Source organism: Mycoplasmatota bacterium, assembly GCA_018394295.1.
Lineage (GTDB): Bacteria > Bacillota_I > Bacilli_A > Haloplasmatales > Haloplasmataceae > JAENYC01.
In genome coordinates this window covers 63,534-81,563 of the sequence record CP074573.1, presented here as the reverse complement: position 1 = coordinate 81,563, position 18,030 = coordinate 63,534, and the positions used below count along the sequence as shown (strand labels likewise).

The 18,030-nt window shown below is 29.8% G+C and carries 15 protein-coding genes; 7 read left to right on the top strand and 8 right to left on the bottom strand.

The genetic code is table 11. The features are described from left to right. The first annotated feature begins 93 nt into the window (after nt 1-93). Entirely contained in the window at nt 94-1,020 is a 927-nt protein-coding gene (locus tag KHQ81_00355; protein QVK18204.1) for an MBL fold metallo-hydrolase, read from the top strand. A 74-nt stretch (nt 1,021-1,094) separates the two neighbouring features. Here the strand turns inward: KHQ81_00355 and KHQ81_00350 are convergent, their stop codons facing one another. Further along, entirely contained in the window at nt 1,095-1,454 is a 360-nt protein-coding gene (locus KHQ81_00350; GenBank protein QVK18203.1) for an inorganic pyrophosphatase, read from the bottom strand. Between the two features lie 323 nt (nt 1,455-1,777). On the opposite strand from KHQ81_00350, the gene KHQ81_00345 reads away from it, so the two are divergent. From KHQ81_00345 to KHQ81_00330, 4 genes are read left to right on the top strand one after another with little or no spacing between them, the layout of a single operon-like run. Then, nucleotides 1,778-2,437 (top strand): TetR/AcrR family transcriptional regulator, encoded by a 660-nt coding sequence (locus tag KHQ81_00345; GenBank protein ID QVK18202.1) that lies wholly within the window; start codon nt 1,778-1,780, stop codon nt 2,435-2,437. After that, entirely contained in the window at nt 2,437-3,714 is a 1,278-nt protein-coding gene (locus KHQ81_00340) for an MFS transporter (GenBank protein QVK18201.1), read from the top strand. The genes KHQ81_00345 and KHQ81_00340 overlap by 1 nt, the downstream gene beginning before the upstream one ends. Before the next feature lie 30 nt (nt 3,715-3,744). After that, nucleotides 3,745-6,084: an FtsX-like permease family protein gene (locus KHQ81_00335; GenBank protein QVK18200.1), complete on the top strand. Its 2,340-nt coding sequence runs from the start codon at nt 3,745-3,747 to the stop codon at nt 6,082-6,084. A gap of 13 nt (nt 6,085-6,097) precedes the next feature. Then, nucleotides 6,098-6,868, top strand: coding sequence for an ABC transporter ATP-binding protein (locus tag KHQ81_00330; protein ID QVK19509.1), 771 nt, complete (start codon nt 6,098-6,100; stop codon nt 6,866-6,868). 165 nt (nt 6,869-7,033) lie between these two features. Here the strand turns inward: KHQ81_00330 and KHQ81_00325 are convergent, their stop codons facing one another. From KHQ81_00325 to KHQ81_00305, 5 genes are all read right to left on the bottom strand, one after another. Further along, nucleotides 7,034-7,375 (bottom strand): hydrogenase maturation nickel metallochaperone HypA, encoded by a 342-nt coding sequence (locus tag KHQ81_00325; protein QVK18199.1) that lies wholly within the window; start codon nt 7,373-7,375, stop codon nt 7,034-7,036. 40 nt (nt 7,376-7,415) lie between these two features. Further along, entirely contained in the window at nt 7,416-10,094 is a 2,679-nt protein-coding gene (locus KHQ81_00320; protein QVK18198.1) for an FAD-dependent oxidoreductase, read from the bottom strand. Between the two features lie 27 nt (nt 10,095-10,121). Next, on the bottom strand, nt 10,122-10,793 hold the full coding sequence (gene hypB, locus KHQ81_00315; protein ID QVK18197.1) for a hydrogenase nickel incorporation protein HypB: 672 nt from the start codon (nt 10,791-10,793) through the stop codon (nt 10,122-10,124). Nucleotides 10,794-11,115: 322 nt separating this feature from the next. Continuing rightward, on the bottom strand, nt 11,116-12,369 hold the full coding sequence (locus tag KHQ81_00310; GenBank protein ID QVK18196.1) for an FAD-dependent oxidoreductase: 1,254 nt from the start codon (nt 12,367-12,369) through the stop codon (nt 11,116-11,118). After that, nucleotides 12,362-13,426, bottom strand: a complete 1,065-nt coding sequence (locus tag KHQ81_00305) for a helix-turn-helix domain-containing protein (protein ID QVK18195.1) — start codon at nt 13,424-13,426, stop codon at nt 12,362-12,364. The genes KHQ81_00310 and KHQ81_00305 overlap by 8 nt, the downstream gene beginning before the upstream one ends. Before the next feature lie 540 nt (nt 13,427-13,966). On the opposite strand from KHQ81_00305, the gene KHQ81_00300 reads away from it, so the two are divergent. Together KHQ81_00300 and KHQ81_00295 are read left to right on the top strand one after the other, a co-directional pair. Beyond that, on the top strand, nt 13,967-14,527 hold the full coding sequence (locus tag KHQ81_00300) for a hypothetical protein (GenBank protein ID QVK18194.1): 561 nt from the start codon (nt 13,967-13,969) through the stop codon (nt 14,525-14,527). A gap of 276 nt (nt 14,528-14,803) precedes the next feature. After that, a complete protein-coding gene (locus KHQ81_00295) occupies nt 14,804-15,658 on the top strand; it encodes a pentapeptide repeat-containing protein (GenBank protein QVK18193.1) in 855 nt (284 codons plus the stop codon). A gap of 270 nt (nt 15,659-15,928) precedes the next feature. On the opposite strand, the gene KHQ81_00290 is transcribed toward KHQ81_00295, so the two are convergent. Together KHQ81_00290 and KHQ81_00285 are read right to left on the bottom strand one after the other, a co-directional pair. Next, the gene (locus KHQ81_00290; GenBank protein ID QVK18192.1) at nt 15,929-16,357 is read right to left on the bottom strand and encodes a hypothetical protein; all 429 of its coding nucleotides are present in this window, start codon (nt 16,355-16,357) and stop codon (nt 15,929-15,931) included. A 237-nt stretch (nt 16,358-16,594) separates the two neighbouring features. Then, nucleotides 16,595-17,716: a hypothetical protein gene (locus KHQ81_00285; protein QVK18191.1), complete on the bottom strand. Its 1,122-nt coding sequence runs from the start codon at nt 17,714-17,716 to the stop codon at nt 16,595-16,597. Nucleotides 17,717-18,030 lie beyond the last annotated feature (314 nt).

The following is an 18,030-nucleotide window of genomic DNA, read 5'->3' as shown; positions in this document are numbered from 1 at the left end:
TTCTATTATTACATTATTTTATTAATTTTTAGGATTTATATTTTATCTTGAATAATCACTAAAAATGGAAAATTAAAAAGGGAGATGATTGGGTTGATTAAGCATAGTATAACATCTGATTACTTTGAGTTATATGAGGTTTCGGAGAATGTATTCGCTGCCATTAAGACCAATGATTTATGTATGAGTAATGCTGGTTTTATTAATTTAGGTGATAAGGTCGTTGTTTTTGATACATTTCTTTCAATTGAAGCTGCAAAAGATTTAAAGCGAGTAATAATTGATATCACAAATAATGATAATTTTATCATTGTCAATAGTCATTCTCATTTAGATCACTATATAGGTAATTGTATGTTTCCTGAAAAAACGACTATTATTTGTTCTGAAATTGCTTATCCTAAATTTATAGAAACTAGTAAAAAAATAAAATTAGAGGCTAATTTGTATACTGAACAAATAAACCATTTACAAAATAAACTCACTACGTTAAAAGATCCTGATGAAATATTAGATACAAAAAACAGTCTAATCATTCATCAAAATTTAAATATGGAAGGATGCAAATTCATCAACCCTAATCTAACATTTAATGATAAACTTTCTATTCACGGTACATTAGACAATTTTGAACTAAATGTTATCCCTACAGCTCATTCTCATGGAGATATAATTGGAAATTGTAAAAACAGTAAGGTTGCTTTTGTTGGAGATTTGTTGTTTGTTGATGAACATCCTTATCTTGGGGCAGGAGACCCTTATCTTCTTAAAAATGAGTTAAGTAAACTATTAAACTGTGACATACAGTACTTTATCCCAGGACATGGTCCTATATGTGGAAAGGAAAAAGTCGCTGAACAAATTGAGTATATTGAATCCTTCATATCACTAGTAAAAAATAATATGTCTGAATCTCATAAATTAAAAGTATATGATCTACCAAACAAGTTTCACCATTACGAGGGACCTTGTTTCAAGTGGAATATTGAATTTCTTTCTGAGTATTTAAAAGAAAAATAATTAATTAGTTATAGCAATATATAAAAAAGTTCTTTATTTAAGTAAAGAACTTTTTTGGTTTAATTAATAATTTCCTAAACTCTTCTAATCATGATTCCTTTCATATATTCACTAACATTATGAAACAAATAAACAAGTTCTTTTTCGGCCTCTGTACAACCAATCAGTAACTTTATTTCTGAATCTCGTTTTAGTAAGTCAACCGTACAAATAACAGCATCCAACTTACCGTTTGACAAACTTCCCTTCCAAATATCTATTCCTCCACCATCCATAGAAGAAGTTTCTTTTAAAAACCCATAATCTACTGGATAAGTGATTTGAGAATATTTAGGATGATGACTTCCTTTTGGTCGATCAATTTCTATCTCTGACTCTTTAGTTAATTTGTCTAAGACTTCCCAAAAATCTTTATCAAATTTATTCCACTCCATATAAATCACTCTCTCATATGCTTGATATTCTAATCTTGATTAATCAAATCTTAATTATATCATCGTTATTGAAAATAATTATAACATCAACAATCAGATAATTCAATATGTTAATCATTTTTTTAATCCATTCAAAGTGATTATAAATGTTCATAATCACCTAAAATTTATAAAAGAGCTCTAAATAGGTTCATCTAGTACAGTTATTCTTATATAAAGATATTTGTTGGAAATAATTTCCATAAAACTGTTGACATCACAAAAAAGATATTCTATAATCTTTTATAGACCGACGGTCGGTCGATTGAAAAGGAGATACAATAATGAGAATTACAAAAACACATGAAGAACGAAGAAATGAGATCTTAGATGAAGCTGAAACATTGTTTATTACTAAGGGTTATTTAAAAACAACCGTAAATGATATTTTAAAAGGAGTTGGTATAGCTAAAGGAACTTTTTATTATTACTTTAAATCTAAAGAAGAAGTAATGAATGCAATTGTACTACGCATTGTATCTAGTGGTGTAGCAGCTGCTAAAGAAATTGCTAATAATAACAATCTTACCGTACACGAAAAATTTTTGAAGATTATTATGGCACAAAAACCAACAACTAATGTAAAAAAAGAAATGATTAATCAATTACATCAAATCAAAAATGCAGAAATGCACCATAAAAGTCTTGTCGAAACAATCAAACAACTGACACCTGTCTTAGTAGAAGTACTACTACAAGGAAAAAAAGAAGGACTATTTCATACCCCCTATCCCAAAGAGGCTATAGAATTTTTTCTTGTAGCTTCAACATTCTTATTTGATGATGAATTATTTGATTGGCAGGAAGATGAAATAAATCATAAAATACAAGCATTCATTTATATTATGGAAGTTATTTCAGGGGCTGAAATAGGGAGTTTTGCTTATTTAATTAAAGCATTTGGTGAAGTACCAATTGAAGGAGAGGAGATAGAGAATATGTAATGGAGAAAGGGAAAAATAAATCTTTTAGAAAATTTTTAATTATATGGTTAGGGCAATTTATTTCAAGTGTTGGAAGTGGATTAACTGCTTTTGCTTTAGGGGTTTTTGTTTATAAAACAACACATTCAGTTACTTATGTATCACTAGTAACATTATGTGCATTTCTACCTACTATTTTACTAAGCCCCATTGGTGGTGTATTAGCTGACCGTTTTGATAGACGACTTATGATGATTATTGGTGATGGCAGTTCTACCTTTGGACTAATTTATATTTTTGTTATTATGATGATAGGAGATATTCAAGTTTGGCAAATATGTATTGGTGTTTTGTTTAGTGCTATTTTTTTCTCGCTTACAGAACCTGCTTATAAAGCAACCATTACAGATTTATTGACAAAAGAAGAATTTTCAAAAGCCAGCGGACTAGTACAACTTGCGGGTTCTTCTAAGTATTTACTATCACCTATCATAGCAGGATTTTTACTCGTTATAACAACTGTAAAGACGATTCTAGTAATTGATATATGTACCTTCTTTGTAACTATTTTCGCCGTTGCAATGGTAAGAAAAACTTTGAAGTCTCAACAAATAATAAAAGAATGTCCTAATTTTATTAAAGATTTGAATGAAGGATGGAAAAATATTTCTACAAAAGGTATTATACATCTCACAGTATTACTTACAATTGTTACATTCTATATTGGTTTTTTACAAACTTTGTTCACGCCATTGATATTACCATTAGCAGATACTAAGACATTAGGTATGATAGAGTCTATTAGTGCTGTGGGGATGCTATTAGGTAGCTTATTTATTAGTGCTTTTACTATCAAAAAAAGTTATACACATGTTTTAGTTATGGGATTAGGATTGGCAGGAATTTTCTATTCTCTAATAGGACTAACAACAAATATTTATTTAATTACAGGCGCAGGATTTTTATTTTTCTCTACACTTCCATTTATCAATATGAGTGCAGATGTATTAATTAGAAAAAATATAGCAAATGAAGCTCAAGGGAGAGCATGGGGAATTATTGGTGTCATCTCGCAATTAGGTTATGTATTTGCTTATGGTTTAGCTGGTATATTAGTGGACCATATATTTAACCCCCTATTATCAGAAAATGGACTTCTTGCTTCAAACATTGGAAAAGTAATCGGGACAGGTCAAGGTAGAGGGATAGGATTATTATTTATTATTTCAGGACTATTTATAGTGATTTTATCTCTTATTATATTGAACATAAAATCTATAAAAACTTTAGAAAAATAATATTTTAAATAGAAGGAGGAAAGATGAGTTATGTTATTGAAAATATTAAAAAAAGATTTTTTTAGAAATAAAGTTATTGCAATCGCATTATTTATTTTTATAATGATCTCTTCACTACTTGTTTCAAGTGGAACTAATGTTATTACAGAGTTATTCGGTTCTATAGATAATTTATTTGATAAAGCAAAAATCCCTCATTTTGTTCAAATGCATTCTGGGGATATAGATGAATCTAAAATTAATACTTTTGTATCTGAAAATGACCTTATAGAAGATCATCAAATTGTTGAAATGATAGCTGTTGATGGGAGAGATATATTCTTTAAAGATATCCTAACAACAGATGACAACAGTGTTATGGATAATTATTTTATCAAACAAAACAATTCATTTGATTTATTACTTAATTTAAAGAATGAAGTAATAGAAGTTTCAAAGGGAGAGATAGCAGTCCCTATCTACTTTATGGAACAAAAAAACCTAAAAGTAGGTGACTCTATCAAAATATCCGATGGTTCATTTGAAAAAGTCTTTACCATTACTGATTTTGTTCGTGACGCGCAGATGAATCCATCCATTGTTACCTCAAAAAGGTATGTAATAAACGAAGAAGATTTTGATTTTCTTATTCAAAAAATTGATAAAGTAGATTATTTAATTGAGTTTCAACTTAATGATTTAAACAATATAGGTAAGTTTACAAATGATTACCTATCTTCAGATTTACCTCAAAGAGGTCCTACTATCGATCATTCATTATTTGTAACATTGAATGCGATAACAACTGGTATTGTTGCAGCAGTTATCTTTTTAGTAAGTATTTTACTTATAATTATTGCTCTACTATGTTTGCGATTTATTATATTAACAACAATGGAAGAAGATTTCAAAGAAATAGGGGTAATGAAAGCAATAGGAATTACACAAAAAGATATTAGAAAAATATATCTTATCAAATACATAGCCATGACCTCATTAGCTTGTATAAGTGGTTATTTATTATCATTAATTGTAAGTAAATTATTTACTTCTAATATCTCATTATACTTAGGGACAGCTAGTAAAAATATTATACAAATTATCATTCCTTTTCTTACAACTGTTATACTATTTTTTGTAGTCATTTTATTTTGTATTATTGTTCTTAGAAGATTCAAAAAGATTACTGCAGTTGAAGCATTACGCTCTGGAACAATGGGAACTACAAGAGTGAATACAAAATTGTTTACACTTAGAAAAAGTAGATTACTGAATACGAACATATTTTTAGGTATAAAAGATGTATTTGGTAGAACAAAAATGTATTTATTGCTACTAACTATCTTCGTAATCTGTTCTTTTATCATTATAGTACCTATAAATTTCTTAAACACCATTCAATCACCAAGTTTCATCTCTTATATGGGAGTAGGTAGAAGTGATATTCGTATTGATATACAACAATCAAATAACACAATGCAAGAGTTTACAGATATGGTTGACTATATAAAAGAGGATGAAGACATAGAAAAACTTTCTCCACATATCACTTGTCGATACGAAGTATTAAATGATGAGGGCGTTTATGAAAATATGGATATAGAAACAGGAGATTTTTCAATTTTTCCTTTGAAATATTTAAAAGGAACGGTACCAAAAGTTGATAATGAAATAGCTCTTTCGCTCTTAAATGCTGATGGACTAGGAAAAGAGGTTGGTGATACACTTATATTAATTGTTAATGGCGAGGAAAAAGAAATGTTAGTGAGTGGTATTTATCAAGATATTACTAATGGTGGTAAGACAGCAAAAGCTTTACTACCTCACAATCCTGAAACAGTAATTAGGTATACCATTAATGTAGATGTAAAAGAGGATGTTAGTATTAGTAATAAAATTACTGAATATTCTAAGAATTTTCCAGATGCTAAGGTTACATACATAGAGGATTACTTATCACAAACATTTGGTACGAACATAAAACAATTACAACTAATAACTACATTAGCAATTGTGATTGCTGGATTAATTGCTATTTTAATAACATCCTTATTCCTTAAAATGTTAATTGCTAAAGACACATCTCAAATAGCGATAATGAGAAGTTTAGGCTTCACTTTTGGAAAAATACAAGTTCAGTATATTGTAAGAACACTGCTTGTGTTAGGAATAGGAATAATAGTTGGAACTATTTTCTCTAATACAATCGGCCAAGGCTTAGTTAGTATACTAATGTCATTTATGGGTGCTTCAAAAATTGAGTTTGTGATCAATCCGATTGTATCTTATCTTTTATGTCCTTTTATATTGATACTTATTGTAACGATTACTACACTAATCTGTACTTTATCTATCAAGAAAATTGATGTAACTAAAATGATTTCAGAATAGGAGGGATTCAATGATGAATAATATTATATTAGAAACAAATGATTTGAAAAAAGTTTATTATATTGGTAAAGGCAACTCCCAAATTGTGCTTAAAGGTGTCAATGTAAAAATTAAAGAAGGCGAATTTGTTACTGTTATGGGGGCTTCTGGTAGTGGAAAATCAACTTTTCTCTACAATATAAGTGGTATGGATAAAATGACCTCAGGAAGTGTTACATTTGATGGAGAGGACCTATCTTCATTATCTGAAAAAGAACTTTCTAATTTACGTCTAAGAAAAATGGGATTTATTTTTCAACAAGCTCATCTTCTGAAAAATTTAAGTATTTTTGATAATATCATTCTATCTGCTTACTTAGAAAAAAGTGATAGCCGTAAAGATATCAATAAAAGAGCTGTTGAATTAATGGAAAAAACAGGGATATCTGAACTTGCTAATAAAGATATTACACAAGCTTCTGGTGGCCAACTTCAAAGAGTCGGTATTTGTAGATCACTTATTAACCAACCTAAAATTATTTTTGGTGATGAACCAACAGGAGCATTAAACTCAAAAGCATCTAATGAGATTATGGAATTACTACAAACCATCAATGAAACAGGTACCACTATTCTTCTTGTTACACATGATGTTAAAGTAGCTGCAAAATCAGAACGTGTATTATTAATGGTAGATGGAAATATTGTTGAAGATAAACACTTAGGTAAATATGTAAAAGAAAATGATGATATAAAACAACGTGAAGCACTACTCTCTTCATGGTTAATCAATATGGGAATTTAAATATTCTATTACCTAGTAAAAAGTTATGAATACTATTTTATGAAATTTATAAAATTCAATAAGAAGATATAGCATGATAAAAATATAAAGAAGAGGTGATTAATTTTATTAACCACCTCTTTTATTTTACTTTAATTTTAACTAGATGTAGATTCTAGCTTCATTTTAGCAAGCAATGATTTCCTTAATCATAAACTCTTTTCCACATAATAACTCCCATTCATCACTTTCGCATTTTGGACACTTATTTTTATACTCAATTAGATTGAAAACTTTATTACACTTTCTGCAAATAGCATTACCTGGTAATATTTCAATTTTTAATTTGGTCTCTTGCAATAAGGTACCTTCTACTGCAGCTGGATAACAGGCTTCAACATATCTTGGAACCATTGATGAGAATTCACCAATTTGCAAAACTAATGTGTCGATTTTTTTTATATCATTTTTTTTCGCAAAAATCTCTACATTCTTAACTACTTCAATTACAACTCCCAATTCATGCAAAATAACTCACCTACCTTTTTATACGTAAAGTCTTTAAGAATTACTTTCTTGTAAAAAGATTTTTAACCTTTTTAATTGCAATTTTCCCTTTACGTTTTAATACATATTTAACTACTGTAGGTTTCAAATCTTTTAATTCTACACCAACTTTATCATATTTTCTGACAAGTGAAATTGCATCAAACTTACATTTTGTTGTACAGGATCCACATCCTACACACATGAATTCATCTACAACTGTAGCCCCGCAACCTAAGCAACGGTCAGTTTCTTTCTTAACTTGCTCTTCTGTAAATGTACCACGTAAATCCTTGAACGTTTCTTTTGATTTATTTCCGTCATTATGGCTTATTTTTTGTCTTGGAATACAATCATATCCTTCTAGAACAAGATTTTCTTTATCAAAGGAACGATAATCTCTCTTAATGCGACCAAGAATTAAACTTTGACCCGGTTGAACATAACGATGGATTGAAATTGCACCTTCTTTACCTAAAGCAATTGCGTCGATTGCAAACTTAGGACCAGTTAAAGCATCCCCTCCTGCAAATACATCAGGCTCTCCAGTTTGATAAGTAACCGAATCAGCTTTGATTGTCTTGTTAGGATTCAATTCTATCTTACTATTCTCAATCAAGTTACCCCAATCCATTGCTTGACCTACTGAAATCAGAACATTATCAGCTTTGACTATCTTTGTTTCATTTTCATCGAATTTAGGATTAAACTTTTTATTCTCATCAAATACAGAAATACATTTGTTGAATTCTACACCAACAACACGACCGTTTTCTGTAATAATACGTTTTGGTCCCCAAGAATTATTGATTGTGATATCTTCTGCAATTGCTTCATCAATTTCTTCTTCAAGAGCAGGCATTTGCTCACGACTTTCAAGACAGAACATTTCAACTTTTGAAACACTTAATCTTGTAGCAGTTCTTGCAACGTCGATAGCAACATTACCACCACCGATTACAACGACTGAACCTTCAAGTTTTGAAGTCTCGTTAAGATTTACATTTCTTAGGAAATCAACACCTGTGATAACGCCCTTAGCATCTTCTCCTTCAATACCAAGACTTCTACCAGCCCCAGCACCTATTGCAAGATAGAATGCTTCATATCCTTGACTTCTTAAATCCTTTAAGCTAACATCTTTTCCAACTTCAACACCTGTTTTAAACTCAACACCTAATTCTCTTAAAATGTCGATTTCTGCATTTACTACATCTTTTTCAAGTCTAAATGATGGAATTCCAAGTGTCAACATACCACCAAGTACCTTTTGTTTTTCAAATACTGTAACCTTATAACCGTCAATAGCTAAGTAATAAGCACAAGAAAGTCCTGCAGGACCTGCACCAATAACCGCAATTTTCTTTCCATATTCATGTCTATGTTTAGGTACATAGCGAACATCCTTATTCAAATCTTGTTCAGCAATGAATTTCTTTATATCATCGATCGCAATTGGATCATCAATATCACTTCTTGTACAAGCTGATTCACAATATCTTGGACAGACACGTCCACATACTGCTGGGAACGGATTTTCATGTTTTATAAGCTCAAGTGCCTCAGTATATCTTCCCTGAGAAGCCAGTTTGATGTATCCCTGAATACCTATATGGGCAGGACATTCTGATTTACATGGACTTGTCCCTGTATCAACAACAACTTTTTTGTTAATACGATAATCAGGATTCCACTTATCTGGACCCCATTCTGTATCATAAGGAAGATCTCTTTTCTTCTCTATAATCGGTGTTTTTGTACAAAGTTTCTGACCTAATTTCAATGCATTAGTAGGACAATTTTCAACACATTCTCCACAAGCAACACATTTATCTTTATCAACATGAGAAACATAGTTTGAACGTATCATATCAGGATTTGTCCACATATTAGCAAGTCTTAAGGCAAAACATGAACATTCACAACAGTTACAAATAGCATGCGTTTTTCCAGCACCATCTAAATTCGGTATATTATGCATCAGTCCGTTTTCTTCGGCTTTTTTAATAATATCATAGGCTTCTTCACGGGTAATCTCTCTACCTCTACCTGTACGGATATAGTACTCAGCCGCATGTCCCAACTGAATACACATATCTTCCTTCAAATGACCGCACCCTTCGCCCATAGCCTCTCTGGATGTACGGCAGGCACAATCTGAAACTGAAAAAATGGTGTTTTCATCGAGATATTTCGAAACTTCCTCATAAGAGGCTCTTCTAGTTTCACCAGAAATGGATTGTTCAATAGGGATAACACGCATCGGACCTACACCCATTGGAATATTACCAGCTGCCATCGGTCCTTTTTTTCTTCCATAGTCATCAAAGCATATCGCAATTTCTGGATACTTTTCAACATTTTCTTTGTTGTTAACCATCATTTCCATATGACCAGGAACCCAAACTTCATGCCAGTATTTATCAACACCATCAATTTTATTGACAAAAGCAACCCCAGCAACTGCCAACTCCCATAAAAGCTTCTCTGTTTCCTCTACAGGTTTACCACATAAAGGAGCAATCTCTTCAGCACTCATGGGTTCACGTAATCCCAGACAAAGTGCTACTTCTGCCATCTCTTCTGTTACAACAGGTACTAAAATCCTATATTCAGGATGTTCTGGTTTAATTTCTAATTTTGAACCAGGTTTAGTTCCACTAATCTTATTCGCAAGATCCAATAACTTTTGTTTTACCATCTAATCTCCTCCACCTTTACTTAAGTCCTACTCTTTATTCCATTCTTTTACTTCAGTACGAATCCAATCAGCCCACTCATTAATTCCCTCACCTGTTTTCGCTGAAATTGGGATAACTTTAATATTAGGATTCAATTTTTTTACACGTTCTTTTACTGCCTCTAGATCAAAATTGAAATATTCTACTGCATCCATCTTATTAATTAATAAAACATCAACAATCGAAAACATTAATGGATATTTTAAAGGCTTGTCATCTCCCTCTGGTACACTTAAAATCATCGCATTTTTTGATGCACCAGTATCAAACTCAGCAGGACATACCAAATTCCCTACATTTTCTAAAATAGCGAAGTCAATTCCCTCTGTTCCTAGCCCCAACAGACCTTGTTTGGTCATATCTGAATCAAGATGACACATCCCGCCTGTGTGCAATTGGATTACTTTTGCACCAGTCTGTGCAACAGTATGAGCGTCTACATCTGAATCAATATCTGCCTCTAAAACTCCAATGCTCATTTCATCTTTTAAAACCTCAATTGTTCTTAAAACAGTTGTTGTTTTACCAGAACCTGGTGATGACATCAAATTCAATAAAAAGGTCTTGTCTTTTTTCAATTCTTTCCTAAGTAAATCCGCTTGTCGATCATTATCTTCAAAAACACTTTGCTTAATCTCAAGAACTTTATATGTATCCATATCATCTATACCTCCTTTTAATCTTAAACTTTGTTTTTCACATCTAAAAAAGATTACAGTCCTTAGTGCATTCTAGTATTAGATTGTGAAAGTTTTATCAATCTCAGTATATTTAATAAAGGTACTTTTGTCAAATAAGGAATAATTATGCTATATATAGGTTTTTTTAAAATATGTTTTAAGTATAATTTACATATAAAAAATGAAATAGTCTATATATTTCTTGTTTATTTAGAAGATATATGAATATAAAGTGTAAAGTGAACTTGAAAGTAAAAAATGCTTGGATGATTCACAATCATCCAAGCATTAGCTTAGTTTATTAAAAATACTTATTGATTAAATAGTTTGAATATCGAATACAGTTTTCCATTAACACAGTACTCATGATTTCACCCGCTAAAAATATATTGTGTCTCCCTTGCATCTCTTCCAGCTTTTCATAAAAGCCATTTTGTAAAACACTGGTTTCTACATATGGACACTGTTTCCAACGTTTAAACTGATAGAGCCTTGGATTGTGAAAACCCAGTTTCAATAAATCACTTTCAATAATTTTTAAAGATTCTGATTTAGATTTTTCAGGATGGTCATAAGCATAAACCATAATCAACGCTTCACCATCACATGAATCCCACCTAGAATTCCAGAATATGATATGTCCTCTCTTTTTTATAGACAAGTTATCAAGCACACACCCACATCTTTTTGGGACCTTATCCACTATGAATGCATATACGTTAAAATCTTGATATTTTAAACAACTCAAAAATTGTTTTATTTCATGATTTTCTCCATAAATATCAGAAAATTGATTTAAAGGTGCGGTAATGACTACTCTATCAAATTCAAGCACTTCAAATTCCGTTTGAACATATAGTTTCTCATCCTTTGAGAAAGAAATCTTTTTTACGTTTTGTGTCAACCTAATATCTTTTATTTCCTGCGTTAAGCATTCAATTAACGAGGAAACACCCCTTTTCCACGTACAGAATTCTGGTAACTCCATAAAAGACATTAAATTATCATAATTCAATATCCTAAGAACATAAAGTGCTGGTACATCATCTATATCCCCTAAGCCGTAACAGGTGAAATAATGAGCATAAATTGTTTTCAAAGTACTAAACTGATTTATATCACACCACTTTGAAAAAGGAAGCATCAAAGAAGCCTCTACATTTTGAATATTAACCTTTTCTAGTGATTTATACTTCGCCAAAACATCTGGAAGTCTATCGAGTTCTTCGACAAAAGCACCCAATGCCTCTTTTGGTATTTGCATAATTTTATTACCATCTGTATCATAATTAACACGGGATAAACTAGGTCCATCAATTTTGATATTGAATGCTTTCATAAGCGTTTTTAAATGTTTCTGAGGAGGTAGTCCAAAATTAGCACCAAATTCATAAGATTTACCTTTATACCAAATCGTATCCAATTTACCGCCTACCCGATTGCTTCTTTCAAAAACAGTAACATTCTTATACCCTTTTTTTTGTAAACCTTCTGCTATTACAAGTCCAGAAAGTCCCCCACCAATAATAGCCACCCTATCGTTTTGTTTAATCATTTTGATCACCTCGTTTAAGTAGATCAATTAAAGCCAAAATCCAAAGTGGTAATGTATCTAAGTCTACATTATTATGAATAGCTCTTTCAAGGATGACTTTAGCCGGTACTTTACCTACATTACATCCACTAGAGATTTTTCTAGAGAAATTGTAATGCCTTAAAAATTTGTGAAGCGCGTGTTCAACCTTAGTAAAAGAGTCGAGATTCTTATTCATAGGAATTTTATTAAAAAATTCTTGAACTAAGAACTTATTAAAGTCACCCATATCATCCAAAATAATATCTTCTTCATGTTCAATGAACCGATGGTTGATGTGAAGATTTTCCAAAATCTCCTTATACTTGTTGCTTTTAACATAAAAAGGTACAAACTCTCTTGTTTTTTCAGTGATTAAATTCTTTATGTTCAAATTTAAAGTTTTCATCAAATAGACAAGTTTTAGTTCAAAATAATACCAAATATCTATATCTAGTTTTTTATTATATAATTTAACAGAACCCCATTTTGAATAGGTGTCATAAAGACTATATTGATATATTTTACCAATTCCCTCAAATTTACCTATATAATCAACTCGTTGAATAACCAAATATCCTGGATAAGCTTCTTCTGTGTATTCAAAGCATGATATAAACTTTTTATTTTTTTGTTTCTTGTTGAAATGAAACACTTTATTTTTCGAATATTCTATTCGTTGAGTTTTCTTTGACAGATTGTGCCTCTTTAAGACATTGTAAATGCCTGAAACCCCAATATTAACCCCTTCTGTTTTTAACTCATAGTAAATTCTTTTAGGTCCATCTTCAGGGCGTCTCCCTACATATGATAAAATTTTACGCTCAACCGTTTTATTCACTTTATTTGACATTTGAGGCTTTTTAGGCTCTTTGATTTCTAGTCCAATCATGCCCTTCTTTTGATAAGCCCTACTCCAATTGTAAAATGTCGTTCTTGAAATACCAAACAACTTACATGTCTCAGAAACATTGTTTTCTTTCAAGGCATGTTTTAAAATCATATACTTGTATTGTGCATTAAAAACTCCTGATTTCATGACAATTGCTCCCTTTTTCATGTCTATTGTATAAGATAATCTAAGCTTTATTTCATTTGTTCAATGACAATTTGTTTATTTTCTTGATATTAACAGTGCTTAAATAAATATTATTAAACCAGTTGTTCTTTCCATACTTTAACTACACTATCATTTTATTAGAAATACTAGATAAAATCAATAGCATTTATTTCATGTTATCTAAACATGAATTAATCTATTGATATAGTTTTGTATTGCTTTTTGAACTACATCTAAAATATCTATAAAAACCAATCTACAAAATCTATCTAAATCCCTCTAAAAGCTAAAATTAATAAATCATACCAGATAAATATACATTTAAGCCATCAAATGTTATTATATAATAAAGAGGTTATTGTATAATAGGTAATAGGTGTATATAAATACATTTGTAATTATGAGGTAATAGATTATATACTCTTTGCAGTGTGACACATATTCTGCGAAAAATTCACTAAATAATATACTAAACTTATAGAGCTAAATCATATAAATTTATTTTTATGGAGGACCATAATGATTGATAGAAGGAGTATTAAAAACAAAACTTATGAAGTAGAAAAAGACCTTAAAAATTTAGACGATAGTAGTATTTTATTAAATTTCAAAGAAGTTTTAACTAAAATTTATCCCAATCTTATTAAAGTCATAGCTCATGCATATGATAGTTGGGATAATATTTCGGAAAACTTATTTAATGAATTGGTTTATAACACTTTTGCATGGAAGTATGGTATTCAGATTGATTTTAAAAATATAGTTGTATATGAAAGTAGTAATCCATCTGTTTCACATTTTCATATTCAATGCTTCCCAAAGAAGAAACTTTCAAAAATTTATAAATTTAATGAAGAGAAGCAAATTAACTTTGATGATTATAAAAATGTAGTACTCATTTTTGATTGCTTTATGGATGGAATAAATTATTTAAGCAGTGGTATTAGTGTAGATAAAGCAAAAAATGTAAATTTTGATATGGTTCATGTGTCATTAGTTGATATTATTAAGGACAAGGTACTTGATAATTTTTTTATGCATTATCAAGATGTTGACTATCAATTTGTAGCTGTTGATTAATACATACATTTACAACATTACCTAACAATATCTTATATTATTAAGTAAATATTTTAAAGCTATATAATAGACCTTTTCGTTCAGTTGCATACATCTCATTGTGAATAAAATCAAAGGATAATTACAAATTAGTGATTTATAAAAATTTCCACTATAATGAAGTAAGGTCATTATAGTAGATACAACAAGTATTATATAGATATTGAAATACACCCTATATATGATATACTTTAAAAGAAAAAATTATTGTATTTTTCTATTATGAGGTAAACGAAAATGATAGACACACATGAAGATAAACGTATTAAAGAATTGAGAGTTGACTGTAAGAAATGTTTCGGACTATTCTGTGTAGCATTATACTTTTCAGCTTCTGAAGGATTCCCAACGAATAAAGAAGCAGGTAAGCCTTGTATTAACTTACAATCTGACTTTACCTGTTCTGTTCATAAAAATCTTAGAAATAAGGGTCTTAGGGGATGTAGCGCATATGACTGCTTTGGTGCTGGTCAAAAGGTATCTCAAGTCACTTTTGGTGGACATGACTGGAGACAAGCGCCCAAATCTTCTAAGCAAATGTTTGAAGCATTCCTGATTATGAGGCAACTTCATGAAATGATATGGTATCTTACTCAAGCAACTCTCCTTCAAACAGACCAAGGTATCAAAGATGAGATTTATTCATTACTGAACGATACTGAAGAACTTACTCATCTTGACACTGATTCTCTATTAGCACTGGATATAGTAGCTCATAGAACCAAGGTTAATAGGTTACTTAAAAATACTAGTGAGCTAGTTCGTTCTAATGTCCGCAATGGAAAGAACACTCCTTCAAAAAATCGAAGCGACAACCCTCACCAATTAGATTATTTTGGAGTTGACTTGAGAAAAACCAATCTTAGAGGTGCCGATCTAAGAGGTGCATGTCTTATTGCAGCCAACCTCAGAGGAGTCGATTTAACTGGAGCTGATCTCATAGGAGCTGATTTGAGAGACGCCGATATTAGTGGAGCTGATCTCACAAAATGCATCTTCCTTACCCAAGCCCAACTTAACACAGCTAAAGGTGATTCTCATACAAAGTTACCAGTAATGCTAATTCGCCCAACCTATTGGTCAAAATATTAACATTCTAACAGACATAAATAACATAATTCAAAATTAAATCATACAATTTTTTATGATGGAATATGTCCGCTAGAGACAATAAGAAACTATGGTAAAAAATATTGGAACAAAAAAAAAAAAAAAAACCGGAATTATCATTATATCATTTGATAATTCCGGTTTTATATTTTTATAACTATAAAACTTAGTTATACATCTTTTTAACTTAAAATCTACTCTATAGGTATAATATCCTATTGAACATAACCTTTAATACTTTATATGTTTCATTTATTGAGCTGGAGCTTCATAAGTCCATATTACACTAGTTACATTAACAGAATAATCTTCAAAATCATCACGCCATTTAAATGCATCTAACATATAAATCTTTTCTTTCGTTAAATCTGTATGAAGAGTACCAACTACATCGCTGACAGTAACTGTAGTAACACCATTTTCAGTAGTTTGTTCAGATTCTAAAATAGTCGCAACTTCACCATTTATAGTAATTTGAGAAATTCTAACTTCATCAGGATTATTAAACTTAATAGTAAAAATTGGATCAAACACATTTTCAAGATCCTTATTACCTTCTGCCGTAAACTCATTTACAGTTGGAGCTATAGGTTTATCCTCTACATCCTTATTTGTAGATGCACATGCTGCTATTCCAAATATAAAAGATAGTGTTAATAATATTGTAATTAATTTTTTCATGATAAACATCCTCCTTCTGTATTATTTTATCATATTATATTTCTATATACATAATATTAATAAAAAATATTCTAATATAAATTCTACTATTTACTCCTGTGAACACATTATGTGTATTTTTTCGTTTTTAGTAAAGTCTCCTAGTATATATACCCTATATTCATTGGAATGAGCAAGCGTATCATGATCCTAATAAAAAAAGTTTTGTATTTAAAAAATACAAAGCTTTTAAATTTATTATTTTATACTTGGATATTTATAATAATTTATTTTTTGTATTGCCTCTTTTTTATCAAAACAAACCGCATAAAGTTCCTCATGTAATTCTAAATAAATTGCACCTTTTACTTCTTCATAGTGATGATTACTTATATTATATTGTATTCCAATATAATGGTCGTAAACAGCTCCTGTCACTACTTTTTGTAAAACAAAGTAAATTAAATTACCAGAAATAGATATTTTTTCATGATATAAATATGTAGTTGAACTTGGAGTAAAAATTTCTTTTAATTCATTATCTACAATATTTATAATTCCTACGCCCTCACCTGATTTAATATCATTGGTTTCAATTTTATAATAATAAATCGCAAAAGTTTTAGTATCCATATCAAAATCTGCATAGTAAACTAGTCCAATATATTCAGGAAGTGTTATCGTATGAATTAGTTCCTTTGTTTCAATATTGTAAACTCGAAGATCAACTGTTTGATTATTTATTGTACTAGTAATCAATAAATTATCCTTAACATTTATAAAATATAATGGGCAGTTTCTTGTTAATTCATTATTCGTAAACGGTAATTCAAGAAATACACTCGATTTATCTTCTAAAATATTATATTGAACTATTTTTCCTTTAGAATTTTCATAATCAAGTTCAATATACAAGATATTATTGCCTGATAATCCAATAAAATTAAATTGATATGGTGAACTTTCATCGGCTATTTTCTCAAATATTGTATTAATAGATTTAGTTTCTTTATTATAAACTTTAATTTGATTAATTATAGATTCATCACTTTTTTTTATTGTTTCAAACCATGATATATATTTAAAATTATTAACAATTTCTTCAATATCACTATCCCCACTAGCTGTATAGATTATATTCATCTCTTCTAAAGAATTTCCAAATGCTATTTTATTATATTTATTTGTATAATTTGATAATAAGAATGTATAATTTTTATTCTCTTCATTTCCAGTTAGTAATATTCTTTCAGGTAATTGTTCTTTATCTGTAAATTCATAAATTAATTCATCATTTTCTTTATTATTTGGTGAGCAACTATTAAATAAAACTAAACTAAGAAGTAAAAAAATAATAGTTAATATCTTGTTTGTTTTCATATTCATATCCTCCCCTAATTCTTTAATAAACATTACAATTTTATTTTATCATTCTTTACTACATAAATGAATAATTCTTATTATTTCAACTCTTAATTTGTCTTAATTACTTAAATAATTTAATGGATTTAATAAAATTTTGCACTTCTTGTATTAAAATGTAGTATTATGACTTTTTTTGTCGAATTCTAAAAATTACATCCAATTGATTGTTGTCCTATTACCTTAGTTGTTAAAAAATTCTTCCATTGGATTGTCTTTTGTTCATAATTAACCTTTGTACAAAGGTTAGTTAACCTAGTTATAATAAATAT

Excerpts from the sequence above, each read along its gene's own strand:
- KHQ81_00350 (QVK18203.1), bottom strand. The coding sequence starts at position 1,454 with ATGGAGTGGAATAAATTTGATAAAGATTTTTGGGAAGTCTTAGACAAA.
- KHQ81_00290 (QVK18192.1), bottom strand. The coding sequence starts at position 16,357 with ATGAAAAAATTAATTACAATATTATTAACACTATCTTTTATATTTGGA.
- KHQ81_00340 (QVK18201.1), top strand. The coding sequence starts at position 2,437 with ATGGAGAAAGGGAAAAATAAATCTTTTAGAAAATTTTTAATTATATGG.
- KHQ81_00300 (QVK18194.1), top strand. The coding sequence starts at position 13,967 with ATGATTGATAGAAGGAGTATTAAAAACAAAACTTATGAAGTAGAAAAA.
- KHQ81_00285 (QVK18191.1), bottom strand. The coding sequence starts at position 17,716 with ATGAAAACAAACAAGATATTAACTATTATTTTTTTACTTCTTAGTTTA.
- KHQ81_00305 (QVK18195.1), bottom strand. The coding sequence starts at position 13,426 with ATGAAATCAGGAGTTTTTAATGCACAATACAAGTATATGATTTTAAAA.
- KHQ81_00335 (QVK18200.1), top strand. The coding sequence starts at position 3,745 with ATGTTATTGAAAATATTAAAAAAAGATTTTTTTAGAAATAAAGTTATT.
- KHQ81_00320 (QVK18198.1), bottom strand. The coding sequence starts at position 10,094 with ATGGTAAAACAAAAGTTATTGGATCTTGCGAATAAGATTAGTGGAACT.
- KHQ81_00295 (QVK18193.1), top strand. The coding sequence starts at position 14,804 with ATGATAGACACACATGAAGATAAACGTATTAAAGAATTGAGAGTTGAC.
- KHQ81_00330 (QVK19509.1), top strand. The coding sequence starts at position 6,098 with ATGAATAATATTATATTAGAAACAAATGATTTGAAAAAAGTTTATTAT.
- hypB (QVK18197.1), bottom strand. The coding sequence starts at position 10,793 with ATGGATACATATAAAGTTCTTGAGATTAAGCAAAGTGTTTTTGAAGAT.
- KHQ81_00345 (QVK18202.1), top strand. The coding sequence starts at position 1,778 with ATGAGAATTACAAAAACACATGAAGAACGAAGAAATGAGATCTTAGAT.
- KHQ81_00310 (QVK18196.1), bottom strand. The coding sequence starts at position 12,369 with ATGATTAAACAAAACGATAGGGTGGCTATTATTGGTGGGGGACTTTCT.